Source organism: Acinetobacter pittii, from assembly GCF_022449185.1.
GTDB classification, from domain to species: Bacteria; Pseudomonadota; Gammaproteobacteria; order Pseudomonadales; family Moraxellaceae; genus Acinetobacter; species Acinetobacter pittii_I.
Genome location: NZ_JAKUKO010000011.1, coordinates 1 through 19,083, shown reverse-complemented (window position 1 = coordinate 19,083; position 19,083 = coordinate 1). Strand labels below are relative to the sequence as shown.

The window sequence follows — 19,083 nt, the reverse complement described above, 5'->3', positions numbered from 1 at the left end:
AAAGAGTTAAAAGTGGAATTCTTTTAAATCTGCATAGCTTTTAAAGTGCTCAGCATAATGCAATGCACTCAAACGTATTTTTGCAGCGCCATCTTCATCTAAAGTTTTGACAATTTTGCCAGGTGAACCCATCACCACTGAATTATCTGGAATCACCTTTCCTTCAGGAATTAAAGCATTAGCACCGATAATACAATTTTTACCAATCACCGCCCGATTTAAAATTACGGCGTTCATACCAATCAAACTATTATCACCAATCGTACAACCATGCAGCATGACTTTATGCCCAACCGTGACATATTCACCAATGTTTAGCTCAAGTCCAGCATCGGTATGCAAGACAGAATTTTCTTGAATATTAGAGAAATCACCAATCCGAACGACACAGTTATCAGCACGAACTACCGCACCAAACCAAATACTGACCTGACGACCTAGTTCCACCTGCCCAATAAGCGTTGCAGTTGGAGCAACCCAGCCATCCCATGGCTCATGTAATGCTTTTGGGTGCTGTCCTTGATAGCTATACATCATAATTTATCAATCCTGATCTTTATTTTTTATGAGAAAACTTTGGCATTCCAAAGGTTGGTGAGTTAAGTAAAAATGGCCAATCTTTTTGATAACCCAATCCATATTTAAACAGAGCAACCAACATACGAGCAGTTAAACCCCAGATAATTTCATTATCAATCTGTAAGCTTGGGAAATATAAAGACTGATGAGCATACCGTACTTCATAGGGTGTCGGACGTGTTTCAATAAGTTGCTGTAACGGGACAAAGAAAATTCGATCAATTTCGGTAGGCTGAGGTATTAAAGTCACCTCAGGGGGAATAAGCCCAACGATGGGTTTTACAGACAAACCACTTCTTGCACGCTGCATCGGTAAATCACCTAACAACTGTACATCAAACGGATTTAAAGCCGTCTCTTCTTGAGCTTCTCTTAGCGCTACAACAATATTACTCGTATCACTGGGGTCACGCTTTCCACCAGGAAAAGAAACTTCCCCCGCATGGTTGTTCATATGTATTGAACGGCGTGTAAGCAGTACCTTTGGATCATTCTCATTTGTAATTGCAATGAGTACTGCTGCTTGTGCTTCTTGTATGCGGGTGGAAAAGCGCAATCTTTGCTGTAACTTTTGTGTTAGCAAGTGCTCTTCCATACCTTTCACCTATTATTCTGTCTCTCTTTTCATCATATCTGAAAATCAAAGTTAAGGAATAGAGTTGATGCGTAAGTCTAAAAATTCAGTTATGCTGAGGCATCTCTATACTCGATGATAATTATGAGTTTCTGTGTAGCGTGTGGGCATAAAACCGAACAAAAAATTCCTTTAGGTGATCATAAAGTACGCCGTGTTTGTACTCATTGTGGAAATATTCACTATGAAAATCCCAAAGTAATCTGCGGTGCCTTAGCTTTATGGGAAGATAAAGTATTACTCTGTCGTCGTGCGATTGAGCCTCGTTATGGCTTGTGGACTTTGCCTGCTGGCTATATGGAATTATTCGAAACCATGGAACAAGGTGCAGCACGCGAAACTCGTGAAGAAGCAGAAGCCGAGATAGAAATAGAACAACTTTATTGCATGTACAATATTCCACGTATTGGTCAAATTTATGTTCTTTTCAAAGCACAGCTGAAAGATGGAATTTTTGGTGCTGGTGAAGAAAGCATCGAAAGTCGGTTGTTTGAAGAGCATGAAATTCCATGGGGTGAGCTTGCCTTCCCTAGCGTCGAACACACACTAAGACATTATTTTGAAGATCGTAAGAAACAAGTTTTTCCAACACATCTTGAAACTTTGGGGACTCGTTTAGACCATACAGGTTAATCACTTGAATCATAAAAAAGACCGCATAGCGGTCTTTTTTATTTGTCTTTTATTTTTTAAGATTTAGTCTTAATTGCATTACAAGCTGGAATGGACTGATTGGCTAGTTTAATAGACACCGTTCCAGACAAGCGCTGAGCCAAAGCTTTCTCATCATCTGTTGGTGCTGGGCTAATATCCTTAATATTATTATAAACAGCTTGATAGAAAGCATAAAGATTAATCCAACGTGCAGTTTTGTTTTCATAATCACTTAAATTAATACTATTACTACTGTTTTGACCTGCTAATAAGTTATAGAGGTTAATCTTGGCTCCATTTACCGAAATTGAATCATTTACATTATCATCTGGATTAGTATCCTGTCTCACCACAGAATTAAGACCCATCAGGATCCCATTAAGGTTACCTAGCTGAGGATTCGATAAAATCATACGAACAGTAATAGAGCTATCATTATCCGATGACTCTGTTCCACCAGTCGTACCAAGTCGGTATTGTTGCACACCATTACTATCAATTAAGCTGTTGTCTGTTACTGTTGCACATTGACCAGACATATCGGTTGCAGTCGCATTTGGTTTAATATCCGTACGAATATTTCCTTTTTCATCAACAACAATACCTAAATCGACAGGAGCGATTCCTGTAGTATCAAATCTGAATGTTAAAGTTGCATATAATGGGAAGATATAACGTTGGCCAGAACTCACGTTAGCTGCAGTTTTAAAAATTTCTTTTCCAAGATAACTAATCGGATTGGCTTTAATAATATCAAGTGAACCCTTATAGTTTTCTGTGCCTACTGTTTGACGCCATAATCCATAATGCTGAATATTTCCTGCCGTCGAACGTGTTAATTGTTTATAAAAACCTTCACTACCCGCAACAGCATAATCGTTCAGAAATTTACCTTGATAGATTTGCAAATCATTATTTGCATTGCTATCAACAGTTAAACGTAATGGCTGAGTCGATTGAATATCTTTTGAAATTGGGTTAAGCCAGCTATTTTGTTGAGGAGCAACAAGCATTTGCGTTGGTTTTGCTTTAGTCCACAATAAAACTGGTGGAGCAACACCAGTCACGTTTCCTTTATTATCTTTATATAAAGTAGCATCACCACGCCATTGTAGGCCATAACCCATTGCATAACCTTCACGATCAGTCAGCATGAACATGTTAGCCATCATATGACGTAAATTAGTCGTAGATTTATTAAAGCAATCTGCTAATGCCTGATTACAGCCATAAAAACCGAGTGGTAACGGTGAACTAACAGGATTTACAATACCCGCATAAGTCGCTTCATTTGCCTGAAATAATGCAGCATTTGCCAAATTCGTTACTTGAACTACGAGTGCATAAGCTTGTGCATCTGACACTTTGCTTACATCCAACCAAGGTTTTAAAAGAGTTGCATATTGTCCATTCTTCCATTCCGTTGCAGTTATATCTTGTGTCAAACTAGTCAACAGATTTTTCTTATCTTGAGTAAACTGGGTTGGTTGCAAATCACCCACTACATTATCACCACGTTCAACACCAATACTTTGGAATAACTTAACTAAAGCCATAGCCACTTTAATAGTTGGATCAGCGTTACTCATTGAAGCTGGAGGTTGTCCAGTTAATGCTGTTGCCATATCCAAAACAGTTAAATGTGTTGTCCCGTATTTCCCGAGTGTATCGAGTTTTATCGTACCTAACGCAATCTTGTGAGTATCACTGCCTTGTAGATAAAGCGTAATAGTTTCATCTGATTTGCTACTACTAATACTACAAGCACCACCCACTGAATTACCAACCAATTTAGTAATGTAACGCTGATTAGGTGATAAACTACAATCAAAGTTCAGTCCAGCAACTGGATAATTTAATTCAAAGTTTAAACAAGACTCGTCTGAAACATTAGCGGCTTTACAATCCAAATTAGTAGTTGGAATCTCACCTCCACCTTGTGTAGGATCCTCATTAATTGTTGAGCCGCCGCCACCGCAACCATTTAATACGATTGCCAATGTGGATAATGCGAAAGGTAATAAAAAATTTTTACTCATCATCATTCCTATTTATTTTTTAACGTAATACCGAAATTTTAATTTGTCCCTGATTAGATAGTTCTTGATCCGGCATATCTACAGCCGAAGATAAAGGTGTTAACATAATATAGTGCGTATGTTCTGGCACTTGTAGAACACCTAAAATCGATGCATGTTGCAAAATCGTCGCAGGATACGACTTACTTTTAAAACCGCTAGCACCTTCTAAAACACAACCTTTTTCATCCAAGAAAACAGCGAGGGGCCAATAATATACAGGCTTGTCATTGGTTGTGGCATAGGAAGCTACTTGTATATTCTTAATCGAAGCATCTACTTTTACGACTTCATATTCAAACTTTTCTTTAAGAGGTTTTCTCGGCCATAGCGCAACTTCTTTATTCTGGCTTAATTTCTTAATTGATTTGTTATAGCCTTTAATAAAACACAAATCATTTTCAAAAGTATTTGCTAACTCTTTGTGCGAAAGTCTCACATAAGTAGGAGCCAATACCACAGAAGAGACTTGATCTTCTTGAGATCGATGCAATACATTATCAAGGATAGACTGACCAACACCTTTTTTACGCTCAATAGATTCAGTACGACCTAAACCATCAGGCATAATATAAAAACGTTTTTTTCCTTCTAGATTAAACTCTTGATTCTCTAAATATTCATTATTAACGTATTCCACACCATCAATGGTAGTGTACTTCGTCTCATCGTTTTTTGGTGCTACTAGTGCTGATGAAGTAACGACATCCTTAGATAAAGGTTCAACTGAATTCAGTTCTACTTTTTCTTCAACCTTTCGTTGGGAAGCAGAATCATTTATCACCGTTTTTTCTTTAGTAATCGCTAAACTAGACTTTTGATTAACAGTTTGTGATTCTTCTTTGCTTATTTTTGTCTGTTTTGAAACTGTAGATTGTTTCTTTATAGAAACAGTTGGTGCAGTTGGTGCAGTTGGTGCAGTTGGTGCAGTTGGTGCAGTTGGTGCAGTATTAGACGATTTCGTAATTACTTTAGGCAATTCTTTTGATTTTAAGGATGTTTCTGGCAATACTTGCTGTTCTGGATTATTCGTCTTTATCTCTGGATTTGTTAATATCTTAGACGGTGTAACGGTTCGTTCCACCCTTTTACTCGGAACAATCATTGGTCGACCATCAGGACCAATAATTGTATAGAAACCATCCGCATAAATAGCAGAATTACTTGCTATTGCAATAAAAAAAATCGCAATAGCAAATCTAGGTCGAGACATCCGTTCACAATTTAATTTTACCATTTTGTTCTATAATTTAACCCGAGTACTGTAACTTTGGTATTGGTTTTAACATCCAAACCGGCATAAGGGTTTAACAGGATATTATCAACTCCCGTTTTATTAGATAAGGTACTGGTCCCTGCTGGAATATTATCGCGGCTACGTAAGAAACCAACTGAAAGATCCAAATCTGTATCTGCATCAAATCGATATCCAATACCCAAACCAAATAATTGCGCATTATTAATTGGAATCATGGTATTACGTTTGTCATTTGGAATAGCACTAGCTCGAGGTTCATAACCAACACGTAACTTTAAGCGATCTGTTGCTGAATACTCTAAACCAATCCCCCAACTCCATGGTGAGGTAAACTTTAAAGGTAAACCTAATGAAGCATCTGTTACATCATTTGATAAAAGTTTGGCAACTTTTAGTAAAGTAATTTGTCTGTCAAATTCAAATTTGAACTTATCCCATGCAGAATAGTCTGTCCAACCCACATCAAAGTTAACTTGTAAATCAGGGAATATTTTATATTTAATCCCTGCTTGAAAATGTGCAGGATATTCCAGATCCATTGCGGCCAGTCCAGACTCAGAGTTTGGTACATTTCCTGGTAAACCAAGAATAGCAGCCAAAACCTGACCTGTAGCTGAGGAGTTTAGGCCTTTAATTAATTCTTGAGGGGCCTTAGCATTATTAATCAGGTATTTCCCTTTCAAACGCATCTTGGCAGCACTTTGATAGACCATACCAAAGCCGAACTCATCCGTTGGTTCCCACATTAACCCCAAGTTATAACTTGGGCTTAAAGACTGCTCCATGGAAACTTGTAGAGAACCCATTTTATTAAAAGGGTTCATTCCTTCTTGAGTATTGCATAGACCAAATAACAATAAATTAGTAATCATATCGTTATTGTCTTTGAAAGGCCCGCATACTACGTCATCAACCATACGCAACACCCCAATCATATCATTGGGAAATCGCAAATCTGTTTTCATAGCAAGAGCATTATAAGACATCCCCACAGAGGCACCGATCGACAAATGATCATTTACTTGATAACCAAAAGAGGGAGACAGATAAGTAATCCGCTCAACAGCAACTTGCTGGCCCATAAAGTTTCCAGCGTTACCATTTTCAGCGCCAAAACCTGCAATTAAAGGTGCATAAATTGCAGTAGCATAGGTCAGCTTTGAACCAGGTGGTTTATAGGCAATTCCTGCGGTAGGAGCAGCGAGTGGATAACCCTCCCCTAAATCAACCATTTTTTTTAGAATCGGCACATATAGGCTGGCATATTCAACATCGCCACGTACAGGCCCCTTAAAATCAGTACAAATATTGGCTGTGACTTCTGGACCATCATTACAAACAAGCGGGTCATCTGAGTAGCCAAAAACGTTATAACCAGGGGGTGCTGAGAACTCACGCTGAATATCAAAGTTTGCTAAAATTCCTTGCACATCTGTCTGTAACCCATCAATTTTTGCTAAAGCTGCTGGGTTAAAGTGAATTGCACTAATACCAGGCGGATCTGCGGTTACAGCATTTCCCATCGATAGTGAACGAATATCAACAGCTAGGTTTTGTCCTAATTGAGCATTGGCAAAGCTAGAAAAACCGGAGATCACAATTGCCACCGTTAAAGGACATAATTTAGGATATTTCACCTGCCTATCTCCTTATTTTGTTTTTTTGCCAAAGCCTATAAAATCTAGCGGGAAAGATAGACCAAGCGAAACATCTGGTGCATCTTCGGTTAAACCAATACCCACTGTGCCATTAACAATTGTTTCAGGTGAAACACGTACACCTAAAGCAAATGACAACATCGCGCTACTTTGGTCCGGCGACTTATATGTCTCACCTTTCTCAAACTGAAATTCTGCATCCATGTTAAAGCTTTGTTGATATGACATGGTTAAAGACACATCATAGTTAAACGAGTAAGCAAAACCGAATGAGAAACCACCACTAATGCCGGGGTCAAAAGATGTTAACGTCCTTGAACCACGTGCCTGATTTAAACCCGTTTCTTTAAAACCATAATTGGCAGATGCTGAGGCAAATAAAACCACTGGATCGATATATTTACGGGTACTTGCTCCCACTCCAACAGAGTAATATCCTTTACCGGTTGAAAGCTCATCTAAACCAATTTCGTAAGGACTATCCCCAGTTTTTGTTGATAGGTTACCAAATAACACTAATGGTAAACGGCCTTGTTTTAACGGGAAAGGTTCCCAGCGTGCCCCTAAAGAAATATCACCTAAGCCCGCTGCAGTTGTATCCCTAACAATTTCAGACTTGGCAACGAAAGGAACTGTTGCAGATAACGTTAAATTGTCCAAGACCCCATATTGAACGGTAAAACTATTCGTTAAAGTATGGTTCGCATCTTCTTCAATACGTAAACGGTTGAGTTGAGAAGAATTATCAGCTAAAGCTAAATCAATTCGAGTATCACGATAATAGGTATAATCGAGATCGTAATAAGCAGAAAATACGCCTCTTTTAATCAATGAATATTGGCGCTCATTTGAAGTAAATACTTCTTGCAAATTTGTTTCTTGAGTCGCATCACCTTCTTTTTTCTGTAATGCAGTAGCAGCTTGATTAGCTCCAGTATTTACTGCCTCAACAGGAGTAGGTTCAGTAGTTACAACGTCTGTAGCTGGAGTTGTACTCGCTTCTTGAACTGAATCAGTTGCTGGTATTACTACTGATCCCGTACTCGCTTCAGAAACAGCTGCACTGTCTTGTGTTTCAGTTTGTGTGACTTGATCATTTGCATAAAGTGTACCCGTAATGGCACTCATACTTAATGCCAACACACTCATCTTCATCCATCGATTATTCATGTTTCTTCCCACCTAATGTATTTATTTTACTCAATTCATACTTGATTATTTACGCTTATAGTAAAGACGCATATACGTTTCAATTGGCTGATTATAGGTTGCAGAATTTGGGTCTTTATCTAGTACCCGGCGCATGGTTGACGCTTTATTTGCTAAACGGTCATAATTGAATGTTGGATATTGCACATCCACAAAGGCATAACGGTTAACAGTTGCATCTTCCACATGACGCATATCTGAGTCTTTTAAAGCCAATAAGTCTTTACGTTGAGATTCAGGAACAGAAACGACAAATAATGTATTGTTATCCCAGACCTCTTTAAAACGATTTTCATCAAAGCTGATATTCCCTAATGCAGGGTCAGCAACATACACACGTCCATCTTTATAAGCTTTATATACGACAAAATGCTTAAAACCAGCATAAGAAATTGGAACAATTGCAGGTTGTCCAAGATTGACTAAATCAGAAAACTCCCCTCGATAACCACCACTATCCAAACCAATAGCAGTTACAAAGCGCTTCATATCAAGTAATGAGAAGCTTCGGCGTTCAATAATACGTTGATATTCACCATACTGTAGTAAACCACTCATAGTCTGCTGTTCAGTCAAACTTGTTCCCACATAACCATTTAAAAGTGTAGTAAGAGCAGCTGAACCACAACTATAGTCATAAGCTTGTCGAACAATACCTCGGAACTGATCTTCTACAGCTGGTTTAATCTGAACTGGTTCAATATGATTACGGCGGAAAGATAAATTACGTGAATCGGCAGTCTCTGTATAATAAACAGTTCCCGGCGGCTTTTTTTCTATTTCGAAGGCTTCTGTCGCAAAGTAATATATCAATGCTGAGCCTAAAGCAATCTCTAACATAAGCACTTGTTCTAAATGGTGGCCTAACCGGCCTTATTCATTTTATTCTTAGAGCAAAAGCTCTACATCCCTGTGTGTTGAAGATACCTTTTTTTTTTGAAAAAAACAGCCTTTTTTTACTTTTTTTTGATGAACGTTTAGTTTTATAAAAATAGAGAGACTTGTGTGATTAATTTAAATAGATTTTTAATTTAACAGCTTATTTTTATCAATAAAAAATATATTTTTATATAGTTAAATTAGTTAATTAATAAATAAAAAAGCGCGTAATAAACGCGCTTTTTTATGAAAAACTCAGATTAGTGACCAGAGATTGTAATTGTAGAAGTTCCTACATTTAAACCCTGAATTTCAACGTCACCAATTGAAGCAGCTGTACTAGAACCTAAACGTACACCTTGTACATAAACATTCATACCTTGTGCACTATTATTTTGAATTTTCAAGCCAGTTGGTACAACTGAAATATTAGCATCAACATCTAAATCACCAGTTGTGTTACCAGCACCGCGAACCATAACTTTATCCAAGAAAATCTCACCACCACCTGCTGCATCGTTAATACCGAAGTTAGATAATGTTAAACCGCCTTGTAAGCTTGAATTTACTTTGATCATTGCACCTTGTGGAGTAGAACCCAATTGTACATTCGCTGAAATCGCACCTAAAGATAAGTCTAAACCAGAGATAATTTCAGTTGGAGCCGTTTCAGTAATACCACGTACAGCTGTTGTTGTATTTAACGTACCAGAAGTACCTACACCAATAGAACCAACACTTACATTAACAGCACCAACATTTGCAGCAACATTTAAAAACGCGCCGTTTGCGCCTGAAGCCCCGACGCTATCAATTTTAAGATCTAATAGGTTTGCTGTTGGATCTACTTGAGTAACACCTACACCACTTACTACAATCGCACCAGCTGTTGCTGCAGCGCCAGCAATACCTGTAGCAGGGTCTAAACCATCGTTATCATGAATAAATACTTTATCGATAGAAATACCGCCAGCACCTAAAGCGATACCGATGTTAATACCATCTTGACCTGTAGCAGCACTAAGTGCAGCATCGTCCATTGACTGCATTGCCATTGCATTTGCACTGATAGCTAAAGAAGAAACTAAAGCAAGTTTAGTGAACATTTTCATTGAGCACTCTCCCAAGAGCATTTATTTTTTGACTTAACCACTCTCATTGTCTCAAATTGCATTTTTCTTTATATGGCAACCGAAACTTCCAATCCTTGAGTAGTTTTGCTTAGCAATTACTAAATTACAGCTACGTTAATTTTTGTTCAACTACTGTAATGCATTTTTTGCCAATTACCCGACAAACGGTACACTCAAATTTTTCTACATGGATCTTGTTGGACACCATAAATTATAATCTAAAAATTTAGTTCATTTTATCAGCAACAAGGGTTCTTAATTAAAAGACTTTCTCCTGTTACACCATAACTTGTAGTAAACTAATCACTTTCTCATTAACCATCCTCTTATTCAAAAATGTCACAGTTAAAGAAAAAAATCTCTTTACATAGTAAAAATGCTGCCGATATTTTAAAAAAATTAGACGGATTAACTGGGCTTATTTACTTAAATGACAACAACAATCCAATTATTGGTTTTCTTCCGCAAGAATATATTATTATTCAAAATGAAAATTATTTAGAATTTGAGCGCCAAAATTTAAATGAATATAGAAATACATTAAAATCAAATCAACTCTTAAATTTTATTAAATTTAAAGAAAACAATTTAAACAAAGACATTAAATCAACAACAAGTTTTATGGGTGGTTATATTGGTTTTATTAGCTATGATTTCAGTGCTCATCAATTTATTAATGGACAAAACCAGATACAACCGTCTCTATTCCTAGGGCAATATCGATCTTTTTTAAAATATATAGATAATAATTGGTACTTTTTCAGTGATGAAGAAAATGCAATTGATCTATTCTCATATATTGAAAATAAAATAGAGAATTTTAGCTCTAATAACTCTAAAAATACATTTGAATTAAAAACCACTATTCAACCAAGATGGTCTAAAAAACAATATTTCGATGCTTTCTATAAAATACAAGAATATATTAAAGCTGGAGATTGCTATCAAATTAATTTAACCCAAGAGTTTAAAGCTAAATTTTTAGGATCCTTATTAAATAAAGCTAAAGATCTATGGCAACTTACAAATGCTCCATATGCAGGTTATTTAAAATTAGACGATTTTGAATTATTAAGTTGCTCTCCCGAACTTTTCATCGAATTCAATCAAAATAAACAAATTAAAACTAGACCTATTAAAGGCACAATGCCTCGCTATGAGAATGCAGAAAAAGATTTAATTTCTAAACAAACCTTAAAAAACTCTCAAAAAGACCAAGCAGAAAACGTGATGATTGTCGATTTATTACGTAATGATTTGAGCATTTATGCCAATACAGGATCTGTAAAAACAACAAAATTATTCGAGATTGAAAGTTTTAATCAAGTACATCACATGGTAAGCGAGATCGTTGCGACCCTTAAAGATGATATTAATCCTATGCAAATGCTGCTCTCTGCCTTGCCAGGAGGTTCAATCACAGGAGCTCCCAAAATTCGGGCAATGCAGATCATTGAAGAGTTAGAAGGTTCACCACGAGGAGCATATTGCGGTACTTTGGGATATTTTAATTTTGATGGTACTGGTCGTTGGAATATTCTTATTCGTAGTTTTCAACAATATCAGAATCAGCTTTCTTTATGGGCAGGTGGTGGTATTACGATTGCATCAAATGCAGAAGCAGAATATCAAGAAAGCTTAGATAAAATCTCTGCTATGCTGAACTTGATGAACAGCACAGCAGAGTAAAATTTAGAGAATATCTTCTTTTAATGTCTGTACTAAACGCTCATTTTGCTCATCAGTTCCTACAGTAATTCGCAAGAATTGATTAATACGAGGCTTATTGAAATAGCGCACAATAATACCTTGCCCACGTAATTGCTGTGCAAGCTGACCTGCATCATGCGATGGATGTGAAGCAAAAATAAAGTTTGCTTTAGAAGGTAAAACTTTAAAGCCCAAAGCAGTTAATTCATCTACTAGCTTTTCACGACTCGTAATAACTTTTTGACATTGTTCTTCAAAATAATCCTGATCTTCAAAAGAAGCCACAGCCGCAGCAATAGCAAAGCGATCAATTGGATATGAATTAAAACTATTTTTTACCGCTTCAAGTGCTGCAATCAAGTGTGACTGAGCAATCGCGAATCCGACACGTAAACCTGCTAAAGAACGCGATTTTGAAGTTGTTTGGCACACGACCAGATTCTCATAGCGATTTACTAAACTCACCGCTGATTCTGCACCAAAATCAACATAAGCTTCATCAATGACAACCACCCGATCTGGATTCGCTTTTAAAATTTGTTCGATTTCTGCTAAGCCTAGTGCAATACTGGTTGGAGCATTAGGGTTTGTAATAATAACCCCGCCATTTGGTTGCACATAATCTTTAACTTCTATCTCAAAATTTTCATTGAGCGGAATTTCTTTAGTCTTTGTACCAAAAAACTGACTATAAACTGGATAAAAGCTATAAGTGATATCTGGATAAAGAATTGGTTCATCTTGAAGAAAAAATGCTTTAAAAATATGAGCAAGCACTTCATCTGAGCCATTACCGACAAAAACTTGTGAAACTTCAATATTCTGTTGCTTAGCAATCGCATGTTTTAATGCCGTAGCATCTGGGTCTGGATATAAACGCAATGCATCAGCCTGATGAGTTAAAACAGCTTGAACTGCTTCAACTACTTTTGGTGATGGCGGATATGGATTTTCATTTGTATTGAGTTTCAATAAATTCTGAATTTTAGGCTGTTCACCAGGAACATACGGTTCTAACTCACGAACTTCTGGACTCCAAAAGCGCATTTGTGCTGTAGATACAGTCATAGTCTTATCTCAAAAAAGGGCTGAAATTCAGCCCTGAGTAATAATTAAAAACACTACAAGGTTTAAAAGCTTATTGATAACGATAGCGAGCTGAGCGTGCATGGGCATCTAAGTTCTCTTGAACAGCTAATATGTCGGCTGTTTTAGCTAACGATTTGACTCCATCTTTCGAACACATAATTAAGCTCGAGCGTTTTTGGAAATCATAAACGCCTAAAGGAGAAGAAAAACGAGCAGTTCCAGATGTCGGCAATACATGGTTTGGACCCGCGCAATAGTCACCGATCGCTTCAGGTGTATAACGTCCCATGAAAATTGCTCCAGCATGACGAATCTCTTCGCTCATTGCTTCGGCATCATCTAAGCACAGCTCCAAATGCTCTGGTGCAACCTGATTAATCAACTCAACTGCTTCTGCACGGTCTTTGACTAATACCAAAGCACCACGGTTTTCAATTGAAGTTCGAGCAATATCTGCCTTTGGCAATTCATTTAAATGCTTTTCAATTGCCAACTCGACTGCATTAAGCAAAGCTTCATCTGGAGTTATAAAAATAGCTTGAGCCACAGTGTCATGTTCTGCTTGTGATAAAACATCCATAGCCAACCAATCTGCATTATTTTCACCTTCTGCATATACTAAAATTTCAGAAGGTCCAGCAATCATATCGATACCGACTTGACCAAATACAGCACGTTTAGCAGCTGCTACAAAACGATTTCCAGGGCCAGTAATTTTATCTACAGGTGGAATGGTCTGAGTACCATAAGCAAGAGCTGCTACAGCTTGAGCTCCCCCAATGGTGAATACTCGACTCACTCCTGCAAGGTAAGCCGCAGCTAGAACCAATGGATTTAGTTCACCGTTTGGTGCAGGAACAACCATAATAATTTCAGGTACACCAGCAACATGGGCTGGCACTGCATTCATTAAAACTGAAGATGGATAAGAGGCTAAACCACCTGGTACATAAATACCCACACGGTCTAGAGGTGTGACTTTTTGTCCCAGTTTATTACCCAAATCATCTATATAAGTCCAGCTCTCTTGTTTCTGAGCTTCATGAAATGAACGAATACGCTTTGCTGCTAACTCTAGAGCATCACGAATTTCTGGACTTAAATTATCAAAAGCAGTTTTAAGTTGTTGTTGAGATAATTCCAAATCTGAAAATTGATGTGCGGGATGTCGATCGAACTGTTGAGTAAGCTTTAAAACATGATCATCACCATGCTGACGAACATCAGCAATAATTTGATCTACTGTTTGCACTAAATTAAGATCATTCACAGTTTCAAATGCTAAAAGCTCAGCAAAAACCTGTTTGAAGTTCTGATCTTGAGTCGATAAACGTCGCATCAATTTACCCACAAGGCGGAAAAGAAAAACCAAGTTTACTCTTTTTCTAGGCGCTTGTGGGCATCATCTGAAGCAACTATCACAAAAGCGTGATGGGAAATTGCTTTTAACGTGATTGAACAGCTTGCTCAAGCTGTGAAATGATTGGGTTTAATAAAGTTTGCTTACGTTTAAAACTAGCTTTATTTACAATTAAACGTGAAGAGACTTTGCAAATCTCCTCTAATGGCTCAAGACCATTCGCTCTTAGCGTATTACCAGTATCGACCACATCGACAATGTAATCACCCAGACCAACCAAAGGTGCCAACTCCATAGAACCATAGAGTTTGATCACATCGACTTGCTCACCTAAGCTTGCATAATACTGACGAGTAAGATTGACGTATTTCGTGGCAATTTTTAAACGGCCTTTTGGTCGTTCCATTCCCACTTTACCAGCAGTCATTAATTTACACTTAGCGATTTTCAGGTCAAGTAGCTCATATACATGCTGAGCGCCATGTTCCATCAACACATCTTTGCCTGCTACACCTAAATCTGCTGCGCCATTTTCTACATAGGTAGGCACATCAGATGCACGTAAAATCAAAATACGTACTTGCTTATGCGTAGTAGGAAAAATCAGTTTGCGGGACTTTTCCGGATCTTCGAGCAAATTAATACCCGCTGTAGCTAGTAAAGGTAACGTCTCTTTTAAGATACGTCCTTTACTGAGTGCCAAGGTCAAACCATGATCAAAATTGCCCATCACATCAAAATTAGGATCATCGTTTCTTACATCATTCATTAACTTACTCGCTTAATTTTGGCACCTAAACCTTGAAGTTTCTCTTCGACATGCTCATAACCACGGTCAATATGGTAGATACGGTCAATTAAGGTATCTCCTTCTGCCACTAAAGCTGCCAAAACTAGAGAGAACGAAGCACGCAAATCTGTTGCCATTACAGGTGCAGCCTGTAAAGTTTCTACTCCAGTCACGACAGCATCATGACCTTCAACCTGAATATTAGCACCCATGCGTGACAATTCAGGAACATGCATAAAACGATTTTCAAAAATCGTTTCAGAGATAGTTGCAAATCCACGACCAATAGCATTTACAGCCATAAGCTGAGCTTGCATATCTGTTGGAAACTCTGGATGTGGCAAAGTTCTAAAACTTACAGCTTTAGGGCGTTTACCTAACATATCAAGTTCGATCCAGTCATCACCACGAGTGACTTCAGCACCCATTTCTTCAAACTTATCTAAAACGGATTCAAGTAATGCAGGGTCAGTATGTGTAGTTTTGACACGACCGCCCGTAATTGCCGCAGCTGCCAAATAAGATCCCGTTTCGATACGATCAGCTACCACAGCATATTCACAGCCATGCAAACTTTCTACTCCAGTTACAACAAGAGTATCAGTATCAAGTCCTTCAATCTTGGCACCCATTTTAATGAGCATTTGAGCAAGGTCAGTGATCTCAGGCTCACGAGCAGCATTACGAATTGTCGTAACACCATCAGCCAGTGCAGCAGCCATCAAGATATTTTCAGTACCACCAACGGTAACCATATCAAAAACAACTTCGCCGCCTTTTAAACGACCTTCGACTGAAGCATGGACATAACCATTTTCAACTTCAATATGTGCACCTAAAGCTTCTAAAGCTTTTAAATGTTGATCAACTGGACGTGATCCAATTGCACAACCACCTGGTAAAGAAACTTTCGCATTACCGTAACGCGCTAATAATGGTCCTAAAACCAAAATTGAGGCACGCATTGTTTTTACTAGTTCATAAGGAGCAAATTGATTATCTAAAGTAGAGGTATCAGCTTTTACTGTGTCATTTTCATAGCTGATTGTGATCCCTAACCCACCAATCAACTTGACCAAAGTATTTACATCTTTAAGATTTGGAACATTAGTGATTGTAATTGGAGAGTCTGCAAGAATAGTTGCAGCAAGCAATGGTAAAGCTGCATTTTTAGCACCAGAAATGCGTACTTCCCCTTCGAGCTTAACACCACCCGTAATTAAAAATTTATCCATTAATATTTAAGCTCCGAAAAGGCTTGCTTTACGCCATTCATCTTTGGTCATTGCACGAATTGTTACCGCATGAACTTCGCCACTTGCAATATAAGTATTTAATGGTGCATAAACTAATTGTTGGCGAGCAACAGTACGCTTACCGTCAAATTGATCATCCACAATACGGAGGTCAAATTTTCCGGCCTGTCCGCTCACCGCTACTTCCGCTTCAGGGAAAGCTTCTTTTAAAATTTGAGTGAGCTGTTCACTATTCATTGCAGAGACCTCTGACACAACCTAAGGTGTAAAACGAAGTATTTTACTATAACTTTTTCAAAGAATTCAGTACGTGTTTATATTTTATCAATAAAAAAGAGGCTATTTTTCAAGCCTCTTTTAATTATATAAAACTTATTAAATAGAAACAGCAACTTGCGAATAAGTGCACTGCATTTTCCGATATTTTAATAATTGTTTTTTTAATTTTTCAGTTAGTTTTTTAATTGAAGTATACATGTCATCTGCTGCTGCCTGAGCAAACAGCTCAATTCCTGGCAATCTTATAATAGCCTCTGCAACATGGTTCGAACTACCTTTATGAGAGCGCTTATCAATTTGATGATCTTTTGTTAATTTAATCTGCATACTATTCACCTGATCTAAGTGTTTTGTTAACTGATTAAATTTTGATTTAATATTTTCTTCTATAGCTGGTGTAATTGCTAAATGATGTCCACGAATCGTTATTTGCATAATTCTATCCCTCACCTTTTTTAGGTTATCTAAAGAAGAACCAAAACGATTTAATGCTATCAAAAAGAAAACTTAGAACAATTAAACCATTTTAGTTACTCTCTTGGTGAAAATGAAATTTCATTATTTCGTCATAATGAATCTCTAGAATAGCCATACTTCAAAATTCAGATCAAGACTTTTCTTTCAGATGACGAAGGAATATGTAACGATTCTCGATATTTTGCGACCGTTCTTCGAGCCACTTCAATTCCTTCATCCTTTAACAATGTAGCAATTACATTATCTGACAAAGGCTTACGTGGATTTTCATTTGCGACTAGTTTCTTAATCATTGCCCGAATTGCGGTGGAAGATGCCTCTCCCCCTGCTGTTGTTCCTACATGGCTAGAGAAAAAATATTTCAACTCAAATAGACCACGAGGCGTAAGCATATATTTATTTGTAGTTACACGAGAAACTGTTGATTCATGCAATTCGACTTCTTCTGCCACGTCTCGAAGAACTAGCGGCTTCATTGCTTCAGGGCCTATTTCCAAAAAAGCTTTTTGATGCTCTACAATACAAGAAGCTACTTTTAATAACGTTTTATGCCTTTCATCAATGCTCTTGATAAAGTTTTTTGCCTCAAGCATTTGATTACGTAAATATAAATTATCCTCACTCTGATCTGCTCTACGAATCATACTAGAGTAAAAAGAATTAATTCTTAATTTAGGGAGTACATCTGGGTTTAACTGAACCTGCCAATGTGAATCTTTTTTTGAAACTACTACATCGGGAATTTGATAATCAGACTCTTGCCTATCAAATTCCATACCAGGATAAGGTTTTAACGTTTTTAAAAGATTGATTGCAAACTTTAATTGGTCTTTCGTTAAACCAGTTTGTTTGAGTAATTTATTAAGATCATTGGCTATCAAGAGCTCATAATACTCTAATAGTTTTTTTGCCTCGTTTATATATTCAACATCTTTGGGTAAAAATTCGAGCTGTACCTTTAAACATTCCGCTAAATTACGAGAACCAACCCCTAACGGATCAAGTCTTTGAATATGTTTTAAAACAACTAAAACCTCATCCTCTTCAATCTCCTCCTCGATATCCATTTCATTCAACAGTTGTTGTGCTGCTAAAATTATTTCTTCTATTTCAGCATCCAAGAAACCTTTATCATCTAATGCATCAACAATACAATAAGCAATCAATTGATCTATTTTAGAAAAATGCAAAAGATTAACTTGTTCTAAAATATGTTCCTTAAGAGATAATTGAACTTGGCGATTATCCTCTCGCTCTTCAAATTCTGGAGTAGCCAAAGCTGTTGATTGATGGGTATAAACATCATCCCATTCTGTATCAACGGGTAAATCATCAGGCAAATGGTCTGCATTTAGCTCAGTCGTTAAGTCATTCGACTCTTTATTTTCTAATGCAGACAGGTTCTCCGTTAGTGATTCTTCTTCTATTTTTTCAAGTAAAGGATTACTATCTAGTTGAATCTGAATTTCCTGTTCAAGCTCTAAACTAGAGAGTTGTAACAAACGAATCGCCTGCTGCAATTGAGGTGTTAACGATAGAGAATTCGCTACTTTCAATCCAACAGATAATTTCATATATTTCATTTTCCATAAAACAAGCAAAAATCATGCCTATTCAATATTTATAACATATAGTCTCCATTTGTCATACATATCCAACTGAAATTTGTAGAAGAAAAAAGAGATTTTTTCAATTATAAAAATAATCTTATTAAATTAATTCTATCAAACATGGTTCTCATATAAAGTCAGACACGAAATCTTGTTATAAAAAGTTAATTAGGAAGAGCTAGCCCTCTTTTAATTTTGTCTAATTGATTACTCTTCGATTGTATAGTTTTTTTCTATTAAATTTAAAGATTTCAACTCATAGCTTACTATTTTATATTTATTCCCCACACATATATTTTTTATCACACATAAAGAAACACCCCCACTCATTAGAATGGGGGTGTTTGGAATAATGAGCTGGCGATGACTTACTCTCACATGGGTAACCCCACACTACCATCAGCGCTAAGAGGTTTCACTTCTGAGTTCG

17 protein-coding genes and 1 rRNA gene are annotated in these 19,083 nt (G+C 37.2%); 2 read left to right on the top strand and 16 right to left on the bottom strand.

From position 1 onward, the window contains the following. Window positions 1–6: 6 nt before the first annotated feature. Both MKX14_RS17490 and nudL read right to left on the bottom strand, forming a co-directional pair. Complete coding sequence (locus MKX14_RS17490) at window positions 7–534, bottom strand: gamma carbonic anhydrase family protein (RefSeq protein WP_078210186.1); 528 nt, start codon at window positions 532–534, stop codon at window positions 7–9. Between the two features lie 22 nt (window positions 535–556). Further along, a complete protein-coding gene (nudL, locus tag MKX14_RS17485) occupies window positions 557–1,183 on the bottom strand; it encodes a CoA pyrophosphatase (RefSeq protein ID WP_079284346.1) in 627 nt (208 codons plus the stop codon). Window positions 1,184–1,297: 114 nt separating this feature from the next. Between nudL and MKX14_RS17480 the strand changes: the two genes are divergently transcribed. Further along, window positions 1,298–1,846 carry an NUDIX hydrolase gene (locus MKX14_RS17480; protein WP_002115876.1) on the top strand — a complete coding sequence of 183 codons (549 nt, stop codon included), beginning with the start codon at window positions 1,298–1,300 and terminating at the stop codon, window positions 1,844–1,846. Between the two features lie 56 nt (window positions 1,847–1,902). On the opposite strand, the gene filF is transcribed toward MKX14_RS17480, so the two are convergent. From filF to filA, 6 genes are all read right to left on the bottom strand, one after another. Further along, window positions 1,903–3,912: a putative pilus system protein FilF gene (gene filF / locus MKX14_RS17475; RefSeq protein ID WP_240283089.1), complete on the bottom strand. Its 2,010-nt coding sequence runs from the start codon at window positions 3,910–3,912 to the stop codon at window positions 1,903–1,905. 13 nt (window positions 3,913–3,925) lie between these two features. Then, window positions 3,926–5,158 (bottom strand): putative pilus assembly protein FilE, encoded by a 1,233-nt coding sequence (filE, locus tag MKX14_RS17470; RefSeq protein WP_240283088.1) that lies wholly within the window; start codon window positions 5,156–5,158, stop codon window positions 3,926–3,928. 17 nt (window positions 5,159–5,175) lie between these two features. Then, window positions 5,176–6,840, bottom strand: a complete 1,665-nt coding sequence (gene filD, locus MKX14_RS17465; protein ID WP_133482202.1) for a putative pilus system OmpP1/FadL family transporter FilD — start codon at window positions 6,838–6,840, stop codon at window positions 5,176–5,178. 12 nt (window positions 6,841–6,852) lie between these two features. Beyond that, window positions 6,853–8,031 (bottom strand): putative pilus system protein FilC, encoded by a 1,179-nt coding sequence (filC, locus tag MKX14_RS17460; RefSeq protein WP_240283087.1) that lies wholly within the window; start codon window positions 8,029–8,031, stop codon window positions 6,853–6,855. 45 nt (window positions 8,032–8,076) lie between these two features. Continuing rightward, a complete protein-coding gene (filB, locus tag MKX14_RS17455; protein WP_014208424.1) occupies window positions 8,077–8,910 on the bottom strand; it encodes a putative pilus system C39 family peptidase FilB in 834 nt (277 codons plus the stop codon). Window positions 8,911–9,209: 299 nt separating this feature from the next. Continuing rightward, entirely contained in the window at window positions 9,210–10,061 is an 852-nt protein-coding gene (gene filA / locus MKX14_RS17450; RefSeq protein WP_240283086.1) for a putative pilus system protein FilA, read from the bottom strand. A 357-nt stretch (window positions 10,062–10,418) separates the two neighbouring features. Between filA and pabB the strand changes: the two genes are divergently transcribed. Beyond that, window positions 10,419–11,771 (top strand): anthranilate synthase component I family protein, encoded by a 1,353-nt coding sequence (gene pabB, locus MKX14_RS17445; RefSeq protein ID WP_046813604.1) that lies wholly within the window; start codon window positions 10,419–10,421, stop codon window positions 11,769–11,771. A 3-nt stretch (window positions 11,772–11,774) separates the two neighbouring features. Here the strand turns inward: pabB and hisC are convergent, their stop codons facing one another. From hisC to rrf, 8 genes are all read right to left on the bottom strand, one after another. Continuing rightward, window positions 11,775–12,860, bottom strand: coding sequence for a histidinol-phosphate transaminase (gene hisC, locus MKX14_RS17440; protein WP_108008829.1), 1,086 nt, complete (start codon window positions 12,858–12,860; stop codon window positions 11,775–11,777). A gap of 70 nt (window positions 12,861–12,930) precedes the next feature. Then, window positions 12,931–14,220 carry a histidinol dehydrogenase gene (gene hisD, locus MKX14_RS17435; RefSeq protein ID WP_240283085.1) on the bottom strand — a complete coding sequence of 430 codons (1,290 nt, stop codon included), beginning with the start codon at window positions 14,218–14,220 and terminating at the stop codon, window positions 12,931–12,933. Between the two features lie 106 nt (window positions 14,221–14,326). After that, window positions 14,327–15,010, bottom strand: a complete 684-nt coding sequence (hisG, locus tag MKX14_RS17430) for an ATP phosphoribosyltransferase (protein ID WP_005071248.1) — start codon at window positions 15,008–15,010, stop codon at window positions 14,327–14,329. Then, the gene (gene murA, locus MKX14_RS17425; protein ID WP_046813606.1) at window positions 15,010–16,266 is read right to left on the bottom strand and encodes a UDP-N-acetylglucosamine 1-carboxyvinyltransferase; all 1,257 of its coding nucleotides are present in this window, start codon (window positions 16,264–16,266) and stop codon (window positions 15,010–15,012) included. Before murA ends, hisG begins: the two co-directional genes overlap by 1 nt. 6 nt (window positions 16,267–16,272) lie before the next feature. After that, window positions 16,273–16,524 (bottom strand): BolA family iron metabolism protein IbaG, encoded by a 252-nt coding sequence (gene ibaG, locus MKX14_RS17420; RefSeq protein WP_002115399.1) that lies wholly within the window; start codon window positions 16,522–16,524, stop codon window positions 16,273–16,275. 138 nt (window positions 16,525–16,662) lie between these two features. Continuing rightward, on the bottom strand, window positions 16,663–17,001 hold the full coding sequence (hpf, locus tag MKX14_RS17415) for a ribosome hibernation-promoting factor, HPF/YfiA family (protein ID WP_046813607.1): 339 nt from the start codon (window positions 16,999–17,001) through the stop codon (window positions 16,663–16,665). A gap of 167 nt (window positions 17,002–17,168) precedes the next feature. Next, a complete protein-coding gene (gene rpoN / locus MKX14_RS17410; RefSeq protein ID WP_240283084.1) occupies window positions 17,169–18,617 on the bottom strand; it encodes an RNA polymerase factor sigma-54 in 1,449 nt (482 codons plus the stop codon). A gap of 391 nt (window positions 18,618–19,008) precedes the next feature. Further along, window positions 19,009–19,083, bottom strand: a 5S ribosomal RNA gene (gene rrf, locus MKX14_RS18355); the annotation flags it as partial.

What these genes read in the sequence shown, in the direction of transcription:
- pabB (WP_046813604.1), top strand. Translation starts at nt 10,419, where the DNA reads ATGTCACAGTTAAAGAAAAAAATCTCTTTACATAGTAAAAATGCTGCC.
- hpf (WP_046813607.1), bottom strand. Translation starts at nt 17,001, where the DNA reads ATGCAAATAACGATTCGTGGACATCATTTAGCAATTACACCAGCTATA.
- ibaG (WP_002115399.1), bottom strand. Translation starts at nt 16,524, where the DNA reads ATGAATAGTGAACAGCTCACTCAAATTTTAAAAGAAGCTTTCCCTGAA.
- hisG (WP_005071248.1), bottom strand. Translation starts at nt 15,010, where the DNA reads ATGAATGATGTAAGAAACGATGATCCTAATTTTGATGTGATGGGCAAT.
- MKX14_RS17480 (WP_002115876.1), top strand. Translation starts at nt 1,298, where the DNA reads ATGAGTTTCTGTGTAGCGTGTGGGCATAAAACCGAACAAAAAATTCCT.
- rpoN (WP_240283084.1), bottom strand. Translation starts at nt 18,617, where the DNA reads ATGAAATTATCTGTTGGATTGAAAGTAGCGAATTCTCTATCGTTAACA.
- filB (WP_014208424.1), bottom strand. Translation starts at nt 8,910, where the DNA reads ATGTTAGAGATTGCTTTAGGCTCAGCATTGATATATTACTTTGCGACA.
- murA (WP_046813606.1), bottom strand. Translation starts at nt 16,266, where the DNA reads ATGGATAAATTTTTAATTACGGGTGGTGTTAAGCTCGAAGGGGAAGTA.
- filA (WP_240283086.1), bottom strand. Translation starts at nt 10,061, where the DNA reads ATGAAAATGTTCACTAAACTTGCTTTAGTTTCTTCTTTAGCTATCAGT.
- filE (WP_240283088.1), bottom strand. Translation starts at nt 5,158, where the DNA reads ATGTCTCGACCTAGATTTGCTATTGCGATTTTTTTTATTGCAATAGCA.
- hisD (WP_240283085.1), bottom strand. Translation starts at nt 14,220, where the DNA reads ATGCGACGTTTATCGACTCAAGATCAGAACTTCAAACAGGTTTTTGCT.
- hisC (WP_108008829.1), bottom strand. Translation starts at nt 12,860, where the DNA reads ATGACTGTATCTACAGCACAAATGCGCTTTTGGAGTCCAGAAGTTCGT.
- MKX14_RS17490 (WP_078210186.1), bottom strand. Translation starts at nt 534, where the DNA reads ATGTATAGCTATCAAGGACAGCACCCAAAAGCATTACATGAGCCATGG.
- filC (WP_240283087.1), bottom strand. Translation starts at nt 8,031, where the DNA reads ATGAATAATCGATGGATGAAGATGAGTGTGTTGGCATTAAGTATGAGT.
- filF (WP_240283089.1), bottom strand. Translation starts at nt 3,912, where the DNA reads ATGATGATGAGTAAAAATTTTTTATTACCTTTCGCATTATCCACATTG.